15 protein-coding genes are annotated in these 14,975 nt (G+C 39.3%); 10 read left to right on the plus strand and 5 right to left on the minus strand.

Annotated elements, in window-relative coordinates; genetic code table 11:
• Nucleotides 1–243 precede the first annotated feature (243 nt).
• Both tpiA and hemE read left to right on the plus strand, forming a co-directional pair.
• Nucleotides 244–993: a triose-phosphate isomerase gene (gene tpiA, locus HW279_RS00375; protein ID WP_009420925.1), complete on the plus strand. Its 750-nt coding sequence runs from the start codon at nucleotides 244–246 to the stop codon at nucleotides 991–993.
• A 74-nt stretch (nucleotides 994–1,067) separates the two neighbouring features.
• On the plus strand, nucleotides 1,068–2,093 hold the full coding sequence (hemE, locus tag HW279_RS00380; RefSeq protein WP_178957536.1) for a uroporphyrinogen decarboxylase: 1,026 nt from the start codon (nucleotides 1,068–1,070) through the stop codon (nucleotides 2,091–2,093).
• Nucleotides 2,094–2,097: 4 nt separating this feature from the next.
• On the opposite strand, the gene HW279_RS00385 is transcribed toward hemE, so the two are convergent.
• Complete coding sequence (locus tag HW279_RS00385) at nucleotides 2,098–3,126, minus strand: threonine aldolase family protein (RefSeq protein ID WP_178957537.1); 1,029 nt, start codon at nucleotides 3,124–3,126, stop codon at nucleotides 2,098–2,100.
• Nucleotides 3,127–3,278: 152 nt separating this feature from the next.
• Here HW279_RS00385 and HW279_RS00390 point away from each other — a divergent pair, with 152 nt between their 5' ends.
• Together HW279_RS00390 and rimM are read left to right on the plus strand one after the other, a co-directional pair.
• A complete protein-coding gene (locus HW279_RS00390) occupies nucleotides 3,279–3,830 on the plus strand; it encodes a 30S ribosomal protein S16 (RefSeq protein ID WP_178957538.1) in 552 nt (183 codons plus the stop codon).
• Nucleotides 3,831–3,834: 4 nt separating this feature from the next.
• On the plus strand, nucleotides 3,835–4,368 hold the full coding sequence (gene rimM, locus HW279_RS00395) for a ribosome maturation factor RimM (RefSeq protein ID WP_178957539.1): 534 nt from the start codon (nucleotides 3,835–3,837) through the stop codon (nucleotides 4,366–4,368).
• Nucleotides 4,369–4,446: 78 nt separating this feature from the next.
• Here the strand turns inward: rimM and HW279_RS00400 are convergent, their stop codons facing one another.
• Together HW279_RS00400 and panD are read right to left on the minus strand one after the other, a co-directional pair.
• A complete protein-coding gene (locus HW279_RS00400) occupies nucleotides 4,447–5,400 on the minus strand; it encodes a YbhN family protein (protein WP_178957540.1) in 954 nt (317 codons plus the stop codon).
• Complete coding sequence (gene panD / locus HW279_RS00405; RefSeq protein ID WP_178957541.1) at nucleotides 5,397–5,747, minus strand: aspartate 1-decarboxylase; 351 nt, start codon at nucleotides 5,745–5,747, stop codon at nucleotides 5,397–5,399. Before panD ends, HW279_RS00400 begins: the two co-directional genes overlap by 4 nt.
• A gap of 313 nt (nucleotides 5,748–6,060) precedes the next feature.
• Between panD and HW279_RS00410 the strand changes: the two genes are divergently transcribed.
• The 6 genes from HW279_RS00410 to HW279_RS00435 all read left to right on the plus strand — a co-directional run bounded on the left by HW279_RS00410 (nucleotide 6,061) and on the right by HW279_RS00435 (nucleotide 12,610).
• Nucleotides 6,061–7,428 (plus strand): TlpA family protein disulfide reductase, encoded by a 1,368-nt coding sequence (locus HW279_RS00410; protein ID WP_178957542.1) that lies wholly within the window; start codon nucleotides 6,061–6,063, stop codon nucleotides 7,426–7,428.
• 98 nt (nucleotides 7,429–7,526) lie between these two features.
• Nucleotides 7,527–8,795: a M16 family metallopeptidase gene (locus HW279_RS00415; protein WP_178957543.1), complete on the plus strand. Its 1,269-nt coding sequence runs from the start codon at nucleotides 7,527–7,529 to the stop codon at nucleotides 8,793–8,795.
• A gap of 10 nt (nucleotides 8,796–8,805) precedes the next feature.
• Nucleotides 8,806–10,176, plus strand: a complete 1,371-nt coding sequence (locus HW279_RS00420) for a M16 family metallopeptidase (RefSeq protein WP_178957544.1) — start codon at nucleotides 8,806–8,808, stop codon at nucleotides 10,174–10,176.
• Between the two features lie 159 nt (nucleotides 10,177–10,335).
• On the plus strand, nucleotides 10,336–10,509 hold the full coding sequence (locus HW279_RS00425; protein WP_218975864.1) for a hypothetical protein: 174 nt from the start codon (nucleotides 10,336–10,338) through the stop codon (nucleotides 10,507–10,509).
• A 196-nt stretch (nucleotides 10,510–10,705) separates the two neighbouring features.
• Complete coding sequence (fbaA, locus tag HW279_RS00430; RefSeq protein WP_178957546.1) at nucleotides 10,706–11,773, plus strand: class II fructose-bisphosphate aldolase; 1,068 nt, start codon at nucleotides 10,706–10,708, stop codon at nucleotides 11,771–11,773.
• Nucleotides 11,774–11,881: 108 nt separating this feature from the next.
• Nucleotides 11,882–12,610: a Bax inhibitor-1 family protein gene (locus HW279_RS00435; RefSeq protein WP_009410716.1), complete on the plus strand. Its 729-nt coding sequence runs from the start codon at nucleotides 11,882–11,884 to the stop codon at nucleotides 12,608–12,610.
• Between the two features lie 106 nt (nucleotides 12,611–12,716).
• Here HW279_RS00435 and HW279_RS00440 read toward each other — a convergent pair whose 3' ends face one another.
• Nucleotides 12,717–13,835: an ABC transporter permease gene (locus tag HW279_RS00440; RefSeq protein WP_178957547.1), complete on the minus strand. Its 1,119-nt coding sequence runs from the start codon at nucleotides 13,833–13,835 to the stop codon at nucleotides 12,717–12,719.
• Between the two features lie 7 nt (nucleotides 13,836–13,842).
• The gene (locus tag HW279_RS00445; RefSeq protein WP_178957548.1) at nucleotides 13,843–14,973 is read right to left on the minus strand and encodes an ABC transporter permease; all 1,131 of its coding nucleotides are present in this window, start codon (nucleotides 14,971–14,973) and stop codon (nucleotides 13,843–13,845) included.
• Nucleotides 14,974–14,975: the final 2 nt, after the last annotated feature.

Here is a 14,975-nt window from a genome sequence, read left to right on the forward strand (position 1 = left end):
GTAAGCAGATTCCCATCGCTTACCGACAAAAATAATTCTAAATTAAATAATCTTTATGGTTCAAACTTTGTGCTTGAAAAGCAATCGCTTTTAAAAGACGAGGCAAAGATATGGCAATATTCTATTAGAAACAATATAAATTAGCCAATTAGGTAATTCGTTAGTAGTGTTCATCAGTAATTTTGCTAATTAGTAAATTATTTATATCTTTGCCGAGAAGTTAGAAAATAAAAAGTTCATTATATGAGAAAAAAAATTGTAGCAGGGAACTGGAAAATGAACAACGACCTTAACAAGTCGTTAGCACTTATTTCCGACCTATTGAAAAAAGTACCTCAAACAAATGCTGAGGTAATGATTGCCCCTACCTTTGTAAACCTTATTCCAGCTGTAGAAGCAGTAAAAGGTAGCCACATCGAAGTAATTGCGCAAAATATGCACTTTGCTGAAAACGGAGCTTACACGGGAGAGATTTCGGCTGAAATGTTAGGCAGTATTGGGGTAAAAACTACTATTTTAGGACACTCTGAGCGCCGTGCTTACTTTAACGAAACTGATGAGAGTTTAGCTAAAAAAGTGAACACAGCCCTTAAACACAATATGCGTGTAGTGTTCTGTATTGGTGAAGAGTTAGCTGACCGCAAAGCTAATAAGCACTTTGATGTGGTAGGTAGCCAAATCAAAAATGGTTTGTTCCACTTGCCTGCTGAGGCTTGGCAACATATTGTATTGGCTTACGAACCTGTATGGGCTATTGGTACAGGCGAAACCGCTACTCCTGACCAAGCACAAGAAATTCACCACTTTATTCGTAAAACTATTGCTGACAAATATGGCAAAGGGGTTGCTGATAAAGTATCTATCTTGTATGGAGGTAGTGTAAAACCGGATAATGCAAAAGAAATCTTTGCAAAAGAAGATGTAGATGGCGGACTCATAGGTGGGGCTGCCCTTAAAGCTGATGATTTTGTTACTATTATCAAAAGCATTTAAAAGTTATTATTCCTTTTATAACGACTGTCTAATGAACTTTGTTCTTGGGCAGTCTTCTTTATGTAAATTAAAATATGATACAAAACGACTTATTCTTGAGAGTACTCAGCGGTGAGGTTACTGAACGACCGCCTGTGTGGATGATGCGTCAAGCAGGACGCTATTTGCCCGAATTTAGAGCTTTACGCGATAAATACGACTTCTTTACGCGCTGTCAGACACCGGAGCTGGCTGCGGAAATCACCGTACAACCGGTAGATATAGTAGGGGTAGATGCTGCGATATTGTTTTCGGACATATTGGTAGTGCCTCAGGCTATGAATATAGAAGTAGAAATGAAAAAAGGCGTGGGACCGTGGTTGCCTAAGCCTATCCGTACAGCTAAAGATGTGGAACAAGTAATTGTGCCTAATATTGAAGAGCATTTGGGCTACGTAATGGAGGCAGTAAAGCTCACTAAGCAAATGCTGAACAATCGTGTGCCCTTAATTGGCTTTGCGGGTTCGCCTTGGACAATTTTCTGTTATGCGGTGGAAGGCTCAGGTTCACGTGATTTTTCGACGGCTAAGGAGCTTTGTTTTACGCAGCCTTCGGTAGCACACAGCTTATTGCAAAAGATTACTGACACAACGATTCTTTACCTAAAAGAAAAAGTAAAAGCAGGGGTAGATGCCGTACAGCTTTTTGATAGCTGGGGAGGAGTGTTAGCTCCTGACGACTATCGCACATTCTCGTGGCAATACCTCAACCAAATAGTAGAAGCTCTTGCTCCTTTTACCAAAGTGATTGTTTTCGCGAAAGGCTGTTGGTATGCTTTACCTGAAATGGCAACTTCTAATGCAGCTGCTTTGGGCGTGGACTGGACGTGCGCCCCTGAGATAGCGCGCGAACTTACAAGAGGTAAAAAAGTATTACAAGGTAACTTCGACCCCTCACGACTCTTAGCACCTCCTGCCGAAATTAAACAGAAGGTGAAAGAGATGATAGATGCTTTTGGAAAAGACCATTATATCGCTAACTTAGGGCACGGTATCTTACCTAATGTACCCGTAGAAAACGCTATTGCTTTTGTAGAGGCAGTAAAATCTTATCGCTTATAAAAAGCTATAGTTTTTTAATAGCGTAAATGAGAGTATCCACATCTTCTGGTTTAGTAGCCCAAGAAGTGATAAGACGTATGGCAGTATGGGTTTCATCGACTTTCTTCCATATATAAAAATCGAATTGCTTTTGTAGAAGAGCTACTTGCCCATTAGTGAGAATAGGGAACACCTGATTAGTAGGAGTATGCGACAAGAAGTGTACTCCTTTTTCTATAAAAGCGTCTTGAATACGTTTAGCTTGAGCATTTGCGTGAAGAGCTAATTCATTAAATAGATTATTTTGGAAAAGCTCCAAGAACTGTATGCCGAGAAACCTTCCTTTGGCAAGTAAAGCCCCTTTTTGTTTGATATGGTACTCAAAGCCCAATTGAAGTTCAGGATTGTTTAAAACAATTGCTTCTCCCATTATTGCCCCATTTTTAGTAGCTCCTATATAGAAAGCATCGGTATAACGAGCTAAATCTTCCCAAGTAATATCATTGCCAGAAGCATTGAGAGCGTGAGCTAAACGCGCTCCATCGATATAGAGTAAAAGGTTCAGTTCTTGACACAGGTGGTACAAATCTTTTAATTCTTGAAGCGTATAGATAGAACCTACTTCGGTAGCATTGGAAATATATACTAATCGGGGCACTACTTGATGAGGAAAATTGGTGTAACAAGTAGCTACTTCACGAATATCATCAAGTTGTATTTTGCCATCTATTGCAGGAGTTATGTGTATTTTATGTCCAGTAGCTTCGATAGCACCCGTTTCGCTATCGCAAATATGAGAGGTTTCGCAAGTAATAACGCTCTCATAAGGACGTAACATTGCTCCTAATGCTAAGAGATTGGCTTGTGTACCTCCGCTTACGAAATATATTTTACTTTGAGGATTATTTAGTTTTTCGGCAATAAGAGCTTTTGCTTTATTAGTATAAGTATCGCAACCATATCCTTGTTGTTGTTCGAGGTTGCTTTCTAACATTCGGTTTAAAATAGAAGGGTGAGCCCCTTCGGAATAGTCGTTTTTAAATGATATTTTCATAGTTTGTTCAAAGGTAATAGATAGCTACTATTACGAATTCAGAATGCAAAAGTAAAACTTTTTTATGTAAGAACGTTGTGAATATGAAAAAATTTATTACTTTTGCGCCCGAATTAATAACGAGGTCGTGAACCTCACTAATTAAATTTTTTATGCCAGTAAAAATTAGATTACAACGTCACGGAAAAAAAGGCAAGCCTTTCTATTGGATTGTAGCTGCTAATTCACGTGCAAAAAGAGATGGTAAATTCCTTGAAAAGTTAGGAACTTACAATCCTGTCAGCAATCCTGCTCAGATTGAAATAGATGTAGATGCAGCTGTAAAATGGTTGAAAAACGGAGCACAACCTAGCGACACAGCACGTCGTATTCTTTCTTACAAAGGGGTATTGCTTAAATACCACTTGCTTGGTGGAGTTGCCAAAGGAGCTTTGACCGAAGAACAAGCAGAGGCTAAGTTCAATGCTTGGGTAGAAGAGAAAGCTAACAAAGTATCTACAAAAGAGCAAAAATTAGCTAAAGAGAAAGCAGAAGCAAAAGCAAAGGCTTTGGACGCTGAAAAAGAAGCTAATGAGAAACGCAAGAACGCCGCTGTAGCCAAAGCTACCGAAGCAACAGTTGAAGCAACTGAAGAGGTTTCAGAAGCTACGGAAGCTCCAGAAGCTGAAGCTCCTGCTGAAGAAAATAACGAAACTGAGGCATAACCCTATGACTTTAAAAGATTGTTTTTATATAGGAACAATTGTGTCGAAGTTTAGTTTTAAGGGCGAGGTGCTAATTAAGTTAGATTCCGACGACCCTGAAATGTATGAAGAAATGGAATCAGTATTTATTGCCTTAGGCAATAATCTGGTTCCTTTTTTTATTGAAAAGAGCACTTTACACAAATCGGATTTATTGCGCGTGAAGTTTGAAGAAATAGAAACTGAGGCTGATGCAGAAGCTCTACTGAGACACAAAGTTTATTTACCTCTTGCGGTATTGCCTAAACTATCAGGGAATAAGTTTTATTACCACGAAGTAATAGGGTTTCAGGTGGAAGATGTGCACTATGGAGTAGTAGGGAAAATAGTTGGAATAAACGACAGTACTTCTCAAGCGTTATTTGAAATTGAGAATGAGAACGGAAATGAGATACTTATTCCTATGGCTGATGAGTTTATTGAGAAGATAGATAGAGCCCACAAGAAAATTATTGTAAAAACCCCAGAAGGGCTTATTGATTTGTATTTAGAAAATTAAGTACAAATATAAAATATAAAACAAGGTTATCAAAATAGCTTTTGATAACCTTGTTTTATTTATCTTAATAAGAAAAATCTACGGATTATGCTTCTTCAACAAGGGAAGAAAGAAAAATGAAAGGCTACCCAATAAAAGCGTCATAGCAAATTGTGACGTCCATACAATCCAACCAAAGGCTGTACCCACAGGAGTAGCTACTCCAAACAAAAATAGTACTTCGGCAATAAAAAAGGGATAAGAACCAAAGCCTGCATTGGTGAAGGTCATTGCAAAACTACCCACCACAAAGGCTGTAAGCACATTGGGCAAACTGATCTGTGCGGTTTCGGGGAGAGCAAAAAACGGAATATAGAACATCAAAAAGTACATTGCCCAAATGAAAAGAGTATGAAAAAGAAATAGTGTTCTATGTTTTATTTTTACGACTGATAGGATTCCTTCCTTTATTCCGTTTAAAAAGACTTTTACCTTGATAAAAAAAGGTTTATCGGAAGTGTAAATGAAATACAAAAAAACTATAAACGAAAAACCTCCTATACCCATCAACCACATTAGTTTTTGAAAAGGGATTTTGGAGAGAAGAAAGTTGCTTATAACCTCGAATTGGAGAATGAAAGCAAGCATAGTGAATAGAAAAAGTAAAAGCAGGTCGATAATTCGTTCGGAGATGATAGTGCCTAATGATTTCTCGAAAGGGACTCCGTCGTAATTGCTTACTACTAAGGCACGAGAGACCTCACCTGAACGCGGTATGGTTACATTCACCAAATAACCAATGAACACAGCCATTGCTCTATGTAAGAAAGCTGTGCGGTAACCCAAAGGTTTTAGCAACAAATGCCAACGTATAGCTCGAGAGAGATCACTTAAAAATCCTAAAAAAACAGCCAAAATGATATAGAAGTAATCGGCGTTTAGAAATGTGTGTTTTATTTGGACAAACTGCTCTTCGTTAAATTGGCGATAAGCATACCAACACAAGAAAACGCCTACAAATATCGGAAGGGCTATCTTTAAGAACTTTTTCATTCGATTAGGTTGGTTGTTTCATCAGGGAAGATAATAGAAGGCTTAAAAGTTTTTGCTTCTTCAAAATCCATTAAAGCGTAGGATATGATGATGATGATATCACCTTTTTGTACTTTACGAGCAGCAGGGCCATTCAGTACAATAGCACCTGATTTTCTTTTTCCTTTAATAATATAAGTTTCGAAGCGTTCGCCATTATTAACATCTACAATCGACACCTTTTCTCCCTCAATCATTTGAGATGCTTCCAACAAATCTTCGTCAATGGTAATGCTTCCGATATAATCTAAATCGGCACCTGTAACCTTAACACGGTGAATTTTAGATTTTAATACTTCTATTTGCATATTTGTATTGTTTGAAAAACGGCGCAAATGTACGTTAAAAAATTGAAACAGTTGTAAGAAAGAAAAAATTTATACTTACCTCTACCCTACCCTTAGCTTATACGAATCTTGGACGATTGTTACACAAAAAGTATATATAAGTTTAATATTCAATATTTTAAAGAATAGTAATTTTATATAAATGAGGTTATCATACTCTTAGTTTTTAGTTAGAAAGATTTATTTTGCATAAATTACAATGGAAAAAAATAAGAAGAAAGTGCTTGTTTACTAAAAAATATTCTTATCTTTGCCACCTAATTATATTTTACAAATGATGATGAAAAAACTATTTATTTTGTCGTTAGCCGCAATAGGCTTTGTAGCTTGTAGTAAACGAGCTGATTATATAGTGCTTTCAGGAAAAGTAGAAGGCACTAACGGGATTCCTTTGGAGCTGAAGATAATAGGTGGTGAAGTAGACCAGCCATTGCATATCAAACCCGATGGTACTTTTCAAGATACGCTTCGCGTACCTTCTAATTACTATACTATTTTCAATCCTCAAGGAATAGAAATTCCGTTGTATTTGGAGCAAGGAGACGAACTTGGGGTTAATATCGACCTCACTAAGATGCCTTTAGAAATAAAGTTCTCGGGCAAAGATACGCTTGCAAATGCTTATTTGCACAAGAAAGCTGACCTTACAATGGAAATTCAGAAAAGTGGTGGTATGCAACAACTCTTAGTTAAAGCACCTGCAGAATTTAAAACAGCCGTAAATGAGTATAGCAAAAAGTATACTGACCTTTTGAAAAACACTAAGAACCTCTCTAAAGACTTCGTTAAAAAAGAGGAAAAGGCTATTAACTACGAAATGCTTTACCTAAAATCTATTTACAAAAATGCGCACCAAAAACTCACTCAAGAAGAGGTAGCACTTCCTAAAGAGTTTGCTGATGAGCTCGCTAAGATAGATTATGATATTGCTGAAGATTTTAATACTTACAGAGCTTACAAAGAATTGGTTACTAATAAACTATTCGATAAGTTTCAAGATAACGAAAACGACGAAAACCCTTGGGGTAAACTCATCGCACACGTAAAAGGTCTGAAATCTAAAAACATTAAAGCAGACCTTACTCGTTATTTTATCAGTGGAGTTTCAGTAGCTAACACTCCTGAAGAAAATGCTGAACTCATCAAAAGTATCAAAGAAAACGTGAAAGACACTGCTGCCTTAAAAGAGTTAGACAGACGTATAGCGGTACTTGAAAGGCTAAAACCTGGCACGGATTTTCCTCCTTTTACAGCTGAAGATTTGAATGGCAAACCAGTATCTTATGAAAGTCTTAAAGACAAATTGCTTTACATCGATGTTTGGGCAACTTGGTGTAAACCTTGTATAAAAGAAATACCAAGTATGAAGGCTTTGCAAGAAGCATACAAAGGCAAACCCGTTACTTTTGTAAGTATTTCAGTAGACCAAGACAAAGAGGCTTGGAAAGCTGCTGTACAACGTGAGAAGCTGAGTGGTATCCAACTATATACTAACCTAAGTATGAACCGCGATTTCATAGATAACTACGACCTAAGCGGTATTCCTCGTTTTATGTTAGTAAAGAATGGTAAAATCATTAGCATTAGTGCACCCAAACCATCAGATGCTAAGGTAAAAGAACTTATCAACGCGAATTTATAACAAATACTTTTTTCATATTGAATAACTTTGCTAAAGCCATACAGACTTTAGCAAAGTTTTTTTGCTAATTATCTCATTGACAAATCAACAAATTAACTGTGGCTCAATCTCTCATTTTTGAAGAATACGACCTCTCTAATGGACTACACGTGATTCTTCACCGAGATAACTCAGCTCCTATTGTTACCATAGGAGTAATGTATCACGTAGGCGCTAAAGACGAAGACCCTACCCGCACTGGCTTTGCCCACTTCTTTGAGCATCTCCTTTTTGAAGGCACTCAGCATATAGCACGTGGCAAATGGTTTGACATTGTATCGGCAAATGGCGGACATAACAATGCTTTCACTACGCAGGATAAAACTTATTATTATGAGGTCTTCCCTTCTAACAATTTGCAATTAGGTTTGTGGATGGAATCCGAACGTATGTTGCACCCTGTTATTAATGAGATTGGAGTAAGGACTCAAAATTCAGTGGTAAAAGAAGAGAAAAACCAACGTATAGATAATACACCTTACGGCAGAATAATGTACCGCTCAGCTATTAATCCGTACCTTTTTAAAAAACACCCTTATTCGGGAACAGTAATTGGAAAAGTGGAACATTTAGACGCTGCGAGCTTAGAAGAGTTTATCGCATTTAAGAAGAAGTTCTACAACCCTAACAATTCTGTACTGGTGGTGGCAGGCGATTTCGATACGGTATCGACCAAAGAATGGATAGAACAATACTTTGCGACCATTCCTAATACAGGTGATGCTATACAACGCAACAAAACAGAAGAAGCTCCTATCACTAAAACTATTGAGGTAACTGAATACGACCCTAATATACAAATCCCACTGAAACTATATGCCTATCGCACTCCTGCAATGACGGACAAAGATTCGTTTACTATCGACTTGCTTTCTAACATTCTCACTGACGGAAAGAGCGCTCGCCTCTACAAAAAGATGATAGACGAGCATCAAACAGCTTTGCAGGTATTGGCTTTTTCAGACGCTCAAGAAGATTATGGCGTTTATATAATGGGAGCTCTCCCTATGGACGGTGTGAGTTTGGAAACTTTGGCACAAGAAATGGACGAAGAAATTACAAGACTACAAACCGAACTCATCAGTGAGCGAGAATATGAAAAGTTACAAAACCAGATAGAGGCTAACTTTGTGGGTCAAAATAGCCATATGGAAGGAATTGCCCTCTCTTTGGCAGACAACTATACTTTCTACAAAGACACTAACCTTATTAACAAGGCTATAGACCACTACCGCACTATTACCCGAGAGGATATCAGAGAGGCTGCACGCAAGTATTTGGACAAAAACCAACGTTTAGACCTCAATTATTTACCTTCAAATCTATAAGTAAACAAAAATGACACATATAGACCGCTCTATACAACCCACCCCAGGAGCTGCTCCTATCATTAATTTAGGGACACCTGTTACTCATACCCTCCCAAACGGACTCACTCTCCTTATTGTGGAGAACCATAAACTTCCTCAAGTGGGAATTCACCTTTCGTTAGACGAATGTCCGGAATTAGAAAAAGAAAAGAAAGGGATTTCTGACCTTATTTCGCTAATGGCGGGCAATGGCTCTACCTCTATCAGTAAAGACGATTTTAATGAGGAAATAGACTATCTCGCAGCGATTCTCTCTATCGCTTCTAATGGCGTTTATGCCCAAGTACTCTCTAAATACTTCCCGCGTGTGTTGGCTCTCATTGCCGATGCTGCCCTGCACCCTAACTTCACCGGAGAGGATATGGAAAAAGAAAAAGCACGCATTATCCAAAGTATTCGTGCCAATGAGAGTAATGCCGAAGTGATTATGAAGCGCGTACAACAAACCTTACGGTACAGTACGGCTCACCCTTACGGCGAATACATTACCGAAGCTCACATCGCTGCTCTCACCTTAGACGATGTAACGAACTATTACCGCAAACGTTTTGTGCCTAACAACGCCTATTTGGTTGTTACAGGTGATGTAAAGCCCGAAGAGGTAATTACTTTGGTAAACGAACATTTCGCTGATTGGCAACCTTTTTCAGAAGAAGCTCCTGCCTTATATATCCCTGAGAATGTAAGTGAAACAGAAATCAACTTTATAGACTTACCCAGTGCGGTACAATCGGAAATAAGGGTTACGAACCTCATCGACCTAAAAATGTCGCACCCTGATTACTTCCCTCTATTGGTAGCCAACAGTATTTTAGGTGGAGATTTTGGCAGTTATATCAATATGAATTTGCGGGAAGAACACGGCTATACTTATGGTGCTTTTTCTACTTTCAAAACGGATAAATGGACAAAAGGCAATTTCAGCATCAAGACCAAAGTAGGGAATGCCGTAACAGCTCCTGCCATTGTTGAGATACTCAAAGAAGTGAAGCGCATACAAACTACCATAGTGAGTGAAGAAAAGTTGGCACAAGCCAAAGCACAGTACTTAGGTCAGTTTGTACTGGCTACCGAGCGTCCGCAGACGATTGCCAATTACGCTATCAATATAAAAGTGCGCAACCTACCCGAAGATTTTTACAAGAACTATATTGCGAACATCAATGCAGTAACCAAAGAAGATGTACAGCGAGTTGCTAATAGCTATTTTCTATTAGAAAACTTCAGAATCATCATTGTAGGCAAAGGCAGTGAGATAGCAAGAGAGCTTGAAAATATTAGCTTTGATGGGAAAAAAATCTCTGTGAAGTATTTTGATAAGTATGGGGAAGCAATTTAGTGAAAAATGAAGAGTTAAAGGTGTGAGTCGCACAGGCAATCCTAGCAGGATAGGCAGATAGTGCAAGCCGCACAGGCAGATAGAGAAAAGACAAAAGTAACCTCCCCCTAACCCCCTCCAAAGGGGGAACTGTAGCGACGCAAAGACGAACAAAAGACGGTGCGAGCCGCACGGGCAGATGAACGAATGACGAACAAAGAACGAACAAAAGACGAACAAAAGACGAACAAAGAACGAACAAAGAACGAACAAAAGACGAACAAAAGACGAACAAAAGACGAACAAAAGACGAACAAAAGACGGTGCGAGCCACACGGGCAGAGGAACGAATGACGAACAATGAACGAAGAAAGGGAACATTTAAACCAAATATAAGTGGAAGATAAGTGGTGAAAAACACGAAGTAATTTTGGTTTTTTGAACTAAAAAATATAAGATTTATTTTGAAGATATATGAGAAAATCGTATCTTTGCCGTCAATTATGACATAATGAGTAATTCTGAAAACTAAAATTAATTATATTAAAGAATGGCACATAACATTAAAAAAGGCGTAATTCTTGGAAAAGAAGTACAAGAAGTATTCAAATACGCTAAAGAAAAAGGCTTTGCTCTTCCTGCAGCCAACGTTATCAGTTCAAACTCTATCAACGCTGCGTTAGAAACTTCAGTAGCTGTAAATGCCCCAATGATTATCCAATTTTCTAACGGTGGTGCTCAGTTTATGGCTGGTAAAGGATTGAATAACGACAACCAACGCGCTTCAGTTCTCGGAGCGGTAGCAGGTGCTAAACACGTTCACCAATTGGCAGAAGCCTACGGAGCATCTATCATTTTGCACACTGACCACTGCGCTAAAAAATTACTTCCTTGGCTTGACGGTATGCTTGAAGCATCAGAAAAACACTTCAAAGAAACAGGTAAACCATTGTTCAGCTCACATATGATTGACCTATCGGAAGAGCCTATTAAAGAAAATATTGAAACTTGCAAACGTTATCTTGAACGTATGAGCAAAATGGATATGACTTTGGAAATAGAACTCGGTATGACCGGTGGTGAAGAAGACGGGGTAGACAACTCACACGTAGATAGTAGCAGGCTCTTCACACAACCAGAAGATGTGGCTTACGCTTACGAAGAACTTTCTAAAATAAGCTCACAATTCACCATTGCGGCTGCTTTTGGTAACGTTCACGGGGTGTACAAACCAGGAAATGTGAAATTGACACCAAAAATATTAAGAAATTCACAAGACTACGTTTCAAAGAAATACAATTTGCCTCACAACGCACTTGACCTCGTATTCCACGGAGGTTCAGGCTCTACTCTCGAAGAAATCCGCGAGGCTATTTCTTATGGTGTAATCAAAATGAATATTGATACCGACTTGCAATACGCTTTCACTGAAGGTGTTCGCGACTATATGAAAGCTAAATCGGCTTACTTGCAAGGACAAATAGGTAACCCAGAAGGTCCCGAAGCACCTAACAAGAAATACTACGACCCACGTGTATGGCTTCGTGAAGGCGAAAAGACATTTGTTGCTCGTTTGAAAAAAGCGTTTGAAGACCTTAACAACGTAAATACTTTATAGTAGTATTTACCCACCTGACAACTTTGCCAAGAAGCTATAGCAACCTCTGCCAATAGACTTTTTGGCAAAGTTTTTGATATATGAACACAAACATTTTTAATTAAACATATGGGATATAATTCAAATTACGACAGCTACAACACTAACTATCAATCACCTCAAATAGTAAGCTACGCTACTAATGAGGCACAAGCTACCTTTTACCGCAAAACTTACTCACACGTAGCAATGGCACTTTTGGCTTTTATAGCTGTAGAAGCTATTTTGCTAAATGTAGTACCAGAAAGCCTTATCATCTCTATGGTAAGTGGCAAATGGGTATGGCTATTGATTTTGGGAGGCTTTTGGTTAGGTTCAATCCTTGCCAGCAAATGGACGCAAGCACAAGATAAGAATACCCAATATATGGGCTTAGGGCTTTATGTGTTACTTGAAGCTGTTATCTTTATGCCAATAATCTTTTTGGCGATGTACTTTACTGATGGTACAGCTATCCTTTCGCAAGCCGGTATTATTACACTTGCTTTGTTTGGCGGGCTTACAGCGGTGGTATTCCTTACCCGTGTAGACTTTTCGTTCTTGCGTAGCATATTGGTAATAGGAGGTTTTGTAGCCTTAGGACTTATTGTAGCAGGAGCTATCTTTGGTTTCGATTTAGGACTTTGGTTCTCAGTAGCAATGGTTGCTTTGGCAGCAGGTGGTATACTATATGAAACTTACAACATCAAAAATGTATACAGCACTGACCAATATGTGGGGGCAGCTTTGCAGTTGTTCTCTTCTATTATGCTACTTTTCTGGTATATATTGAGAATACTTATGTCGAGAAGAGACTAATCTGTTCTCCTAAAATATTAAAATGATAAGTTCCATCATTGAGTACAATGAGATTAGTACTCTTGATGGAACTCTTGTATTATATGAGGTTATATGACGAATTATGTTAGCTTGTCTTCTTATAATTCCAAATAGCCCAACTATTAAGTAGCACAGCGAATCCTACAAGATACAAAAACTCTATGTGTAACTGCTCAAAACTACTGCCTTTGAGCACAATTAAGCGGACAGCATTCACAAAATGGGTTACCGGAATAGCATTACTCACCTGTTGACTCCAAGCGGGCATACTGTCTACACTGGTGAGGAAACCACTCATCAGTAGGAATATCATTATAAAGAAATAGGCGATGAACATAGCCTGCAATTGTGAATCGGCGTAGGTGGAGACGAGCAGTCCGAAGCCGAGAATCGCAATGAGATACATTGTGGCAAAGGCATACAAGGTGAGTAGATTTCCTGCTGGGAAGATGCCATATACTACATACATCACCGTAAGCCCCAAGGTGAAGAGGATTAACCCTACTACCAAAAAGGGAATGAGCTTTCCTAATATAAACTGCCACTTCTTAATAGGCGTTACATTTATCTGCTCGATAGTGCCTATTTCCTTTTCTTTGACTACATTTAAGGCTGAAAGAAAGCCCCCAATAATAGTGAGTAATAAGGCTAAAATACCTGGGACAATATAGCGCGTGTATTGCATATAGGGGTTGTACCAATGGGTACTCGCCACACTGAATTTGGCTATATTGCCTATCCGTTGGGGTGTTTTCACATTTATATCGAGCTGGGTGTTGAAATCGCGTATCACTGAAAGCAAATAGGCTCCCCCTAAGGACGACTTACTTCCGTTGATAGCATCGATAGAGAGACCAAGCGTCTGCTTTCCTTCGCGTACGAGATTGCGCTCAAAACCTTCGGGGACTTCCAAAACTACATCGGCTTTACCGTCTTCTATCAGGGCGATACCTTCCTTATAAGAGAAAGGAGCGTCTACGAGCTTAAAGTACCCTGAGGCAGTAATCTTCTGTATGAGCTCGTGAGAGTACGGACTCTGGTCGTGGTCTATATACACGAGGTTGATATTCTTCACATCAAAATTGGCAACTAAGGGCAATATAATCAGTTGGAAGATAGGTGCCACAAACATCATTGCCAAGATCGTCTTATCTCGGAATATCTGCTTAAATTCTTTTTGGAGTATAAAGCTTAATACTTTCATTTCTTCTTTATTGTAATCTAATCTTAAACTTCTTCATTGCAAGGCTTAAGAAAACTACTGCCATTGCGATGAGAATGAGCGTTTCTTTCCATATATAACTAAAATCCAACCCTTTGAGCATTACTTTCTTCACGATAGCATAGTAGTAACTTGAGGGGAAGACTTTGGATATTCCTTGAAAGATAAGGGGCATATTCTCTATGGGGAACATAAAGCCAGTAAAGAAAGCCGTAGGTAACATCATCCCCATCATAGCGATGAGCATTGCGGTTTGCTGTGAAGCAGTAACGGTGGATATGAGTAGCCCCAACGACAAACAGATGATGATAAACAAGGTGCTCTCGGCGTAAAGCAACAGCAGATTGCCACGTATAGGGACATCAAGCATATAGACCGATAGCAGGAGTATTACGGTGAAGTTGATGAGCGAGAGAATAAGGTAAGGCACGGCTTTGGCAATGAGTATCATTATAGGTTTGAAAGGCGATACCAAAAGGATTTCCATAGTACCCAACTCTTTTTCACGCACCACCGCTACCGAGGTAAGTGCAGTACTCACTATCATAAAGACGAGCGCAATCACCCCAGGAACGAAGTTCATAGAGCCATTTTGCTCCTCGTTGTACAGCATTCGGTTTTCAACGGTTATCTGGTAGGGCATTTGCACAGCAGGATTGAGCTCTTGCTGGTAGCTGGCTACCATAGCCGAGAAGTAGTTTTGTACTGTTTTAGCCGTATTGGGGTCGCTGCCATCGGTGATGAGTTGTAGGGGGGTGCCACTGAATGTGTAGAGGTCTTTTCCGAAATCGGGAGGGAAGATGAGCGCAGCTTTTATAGTGCCACGCTTGAATTGGTCTTCTACTTGGTCGTAACGGAACAGAGGCTCTTTCAGCTTAAAATACGGACTCGCCTGCAATCGGTGTGTGATTTCTTGGCTATAGGTATTGTTTGCCTCATCTAATACAGCGATACCAATGTTCTTGACCTCGCTGCTGAGGGCTTGACCGAAAAGGATAATCTGCGCTATGGGGATACCGAAGAGTATCAGTAGCGTGCGGCGGTCACGGAATACGTGATAGAATTCCTTGCGTATAAAGGCTATTAACTGTTTCATATCTAATGGTGGGCGAATTGCCATTC

Origin of the sequence: Capnocytophaga sp. oral taxon 903 (genome assembly GCF_013394785.1) — a bacterium.
Classification (GTDB): Bacteria; Bacteroidota; Bacteroidia; order Flavobacteriales; family Flavobacteriaceae; genus Capnocytophaga; species Capnocytophaga ochracea.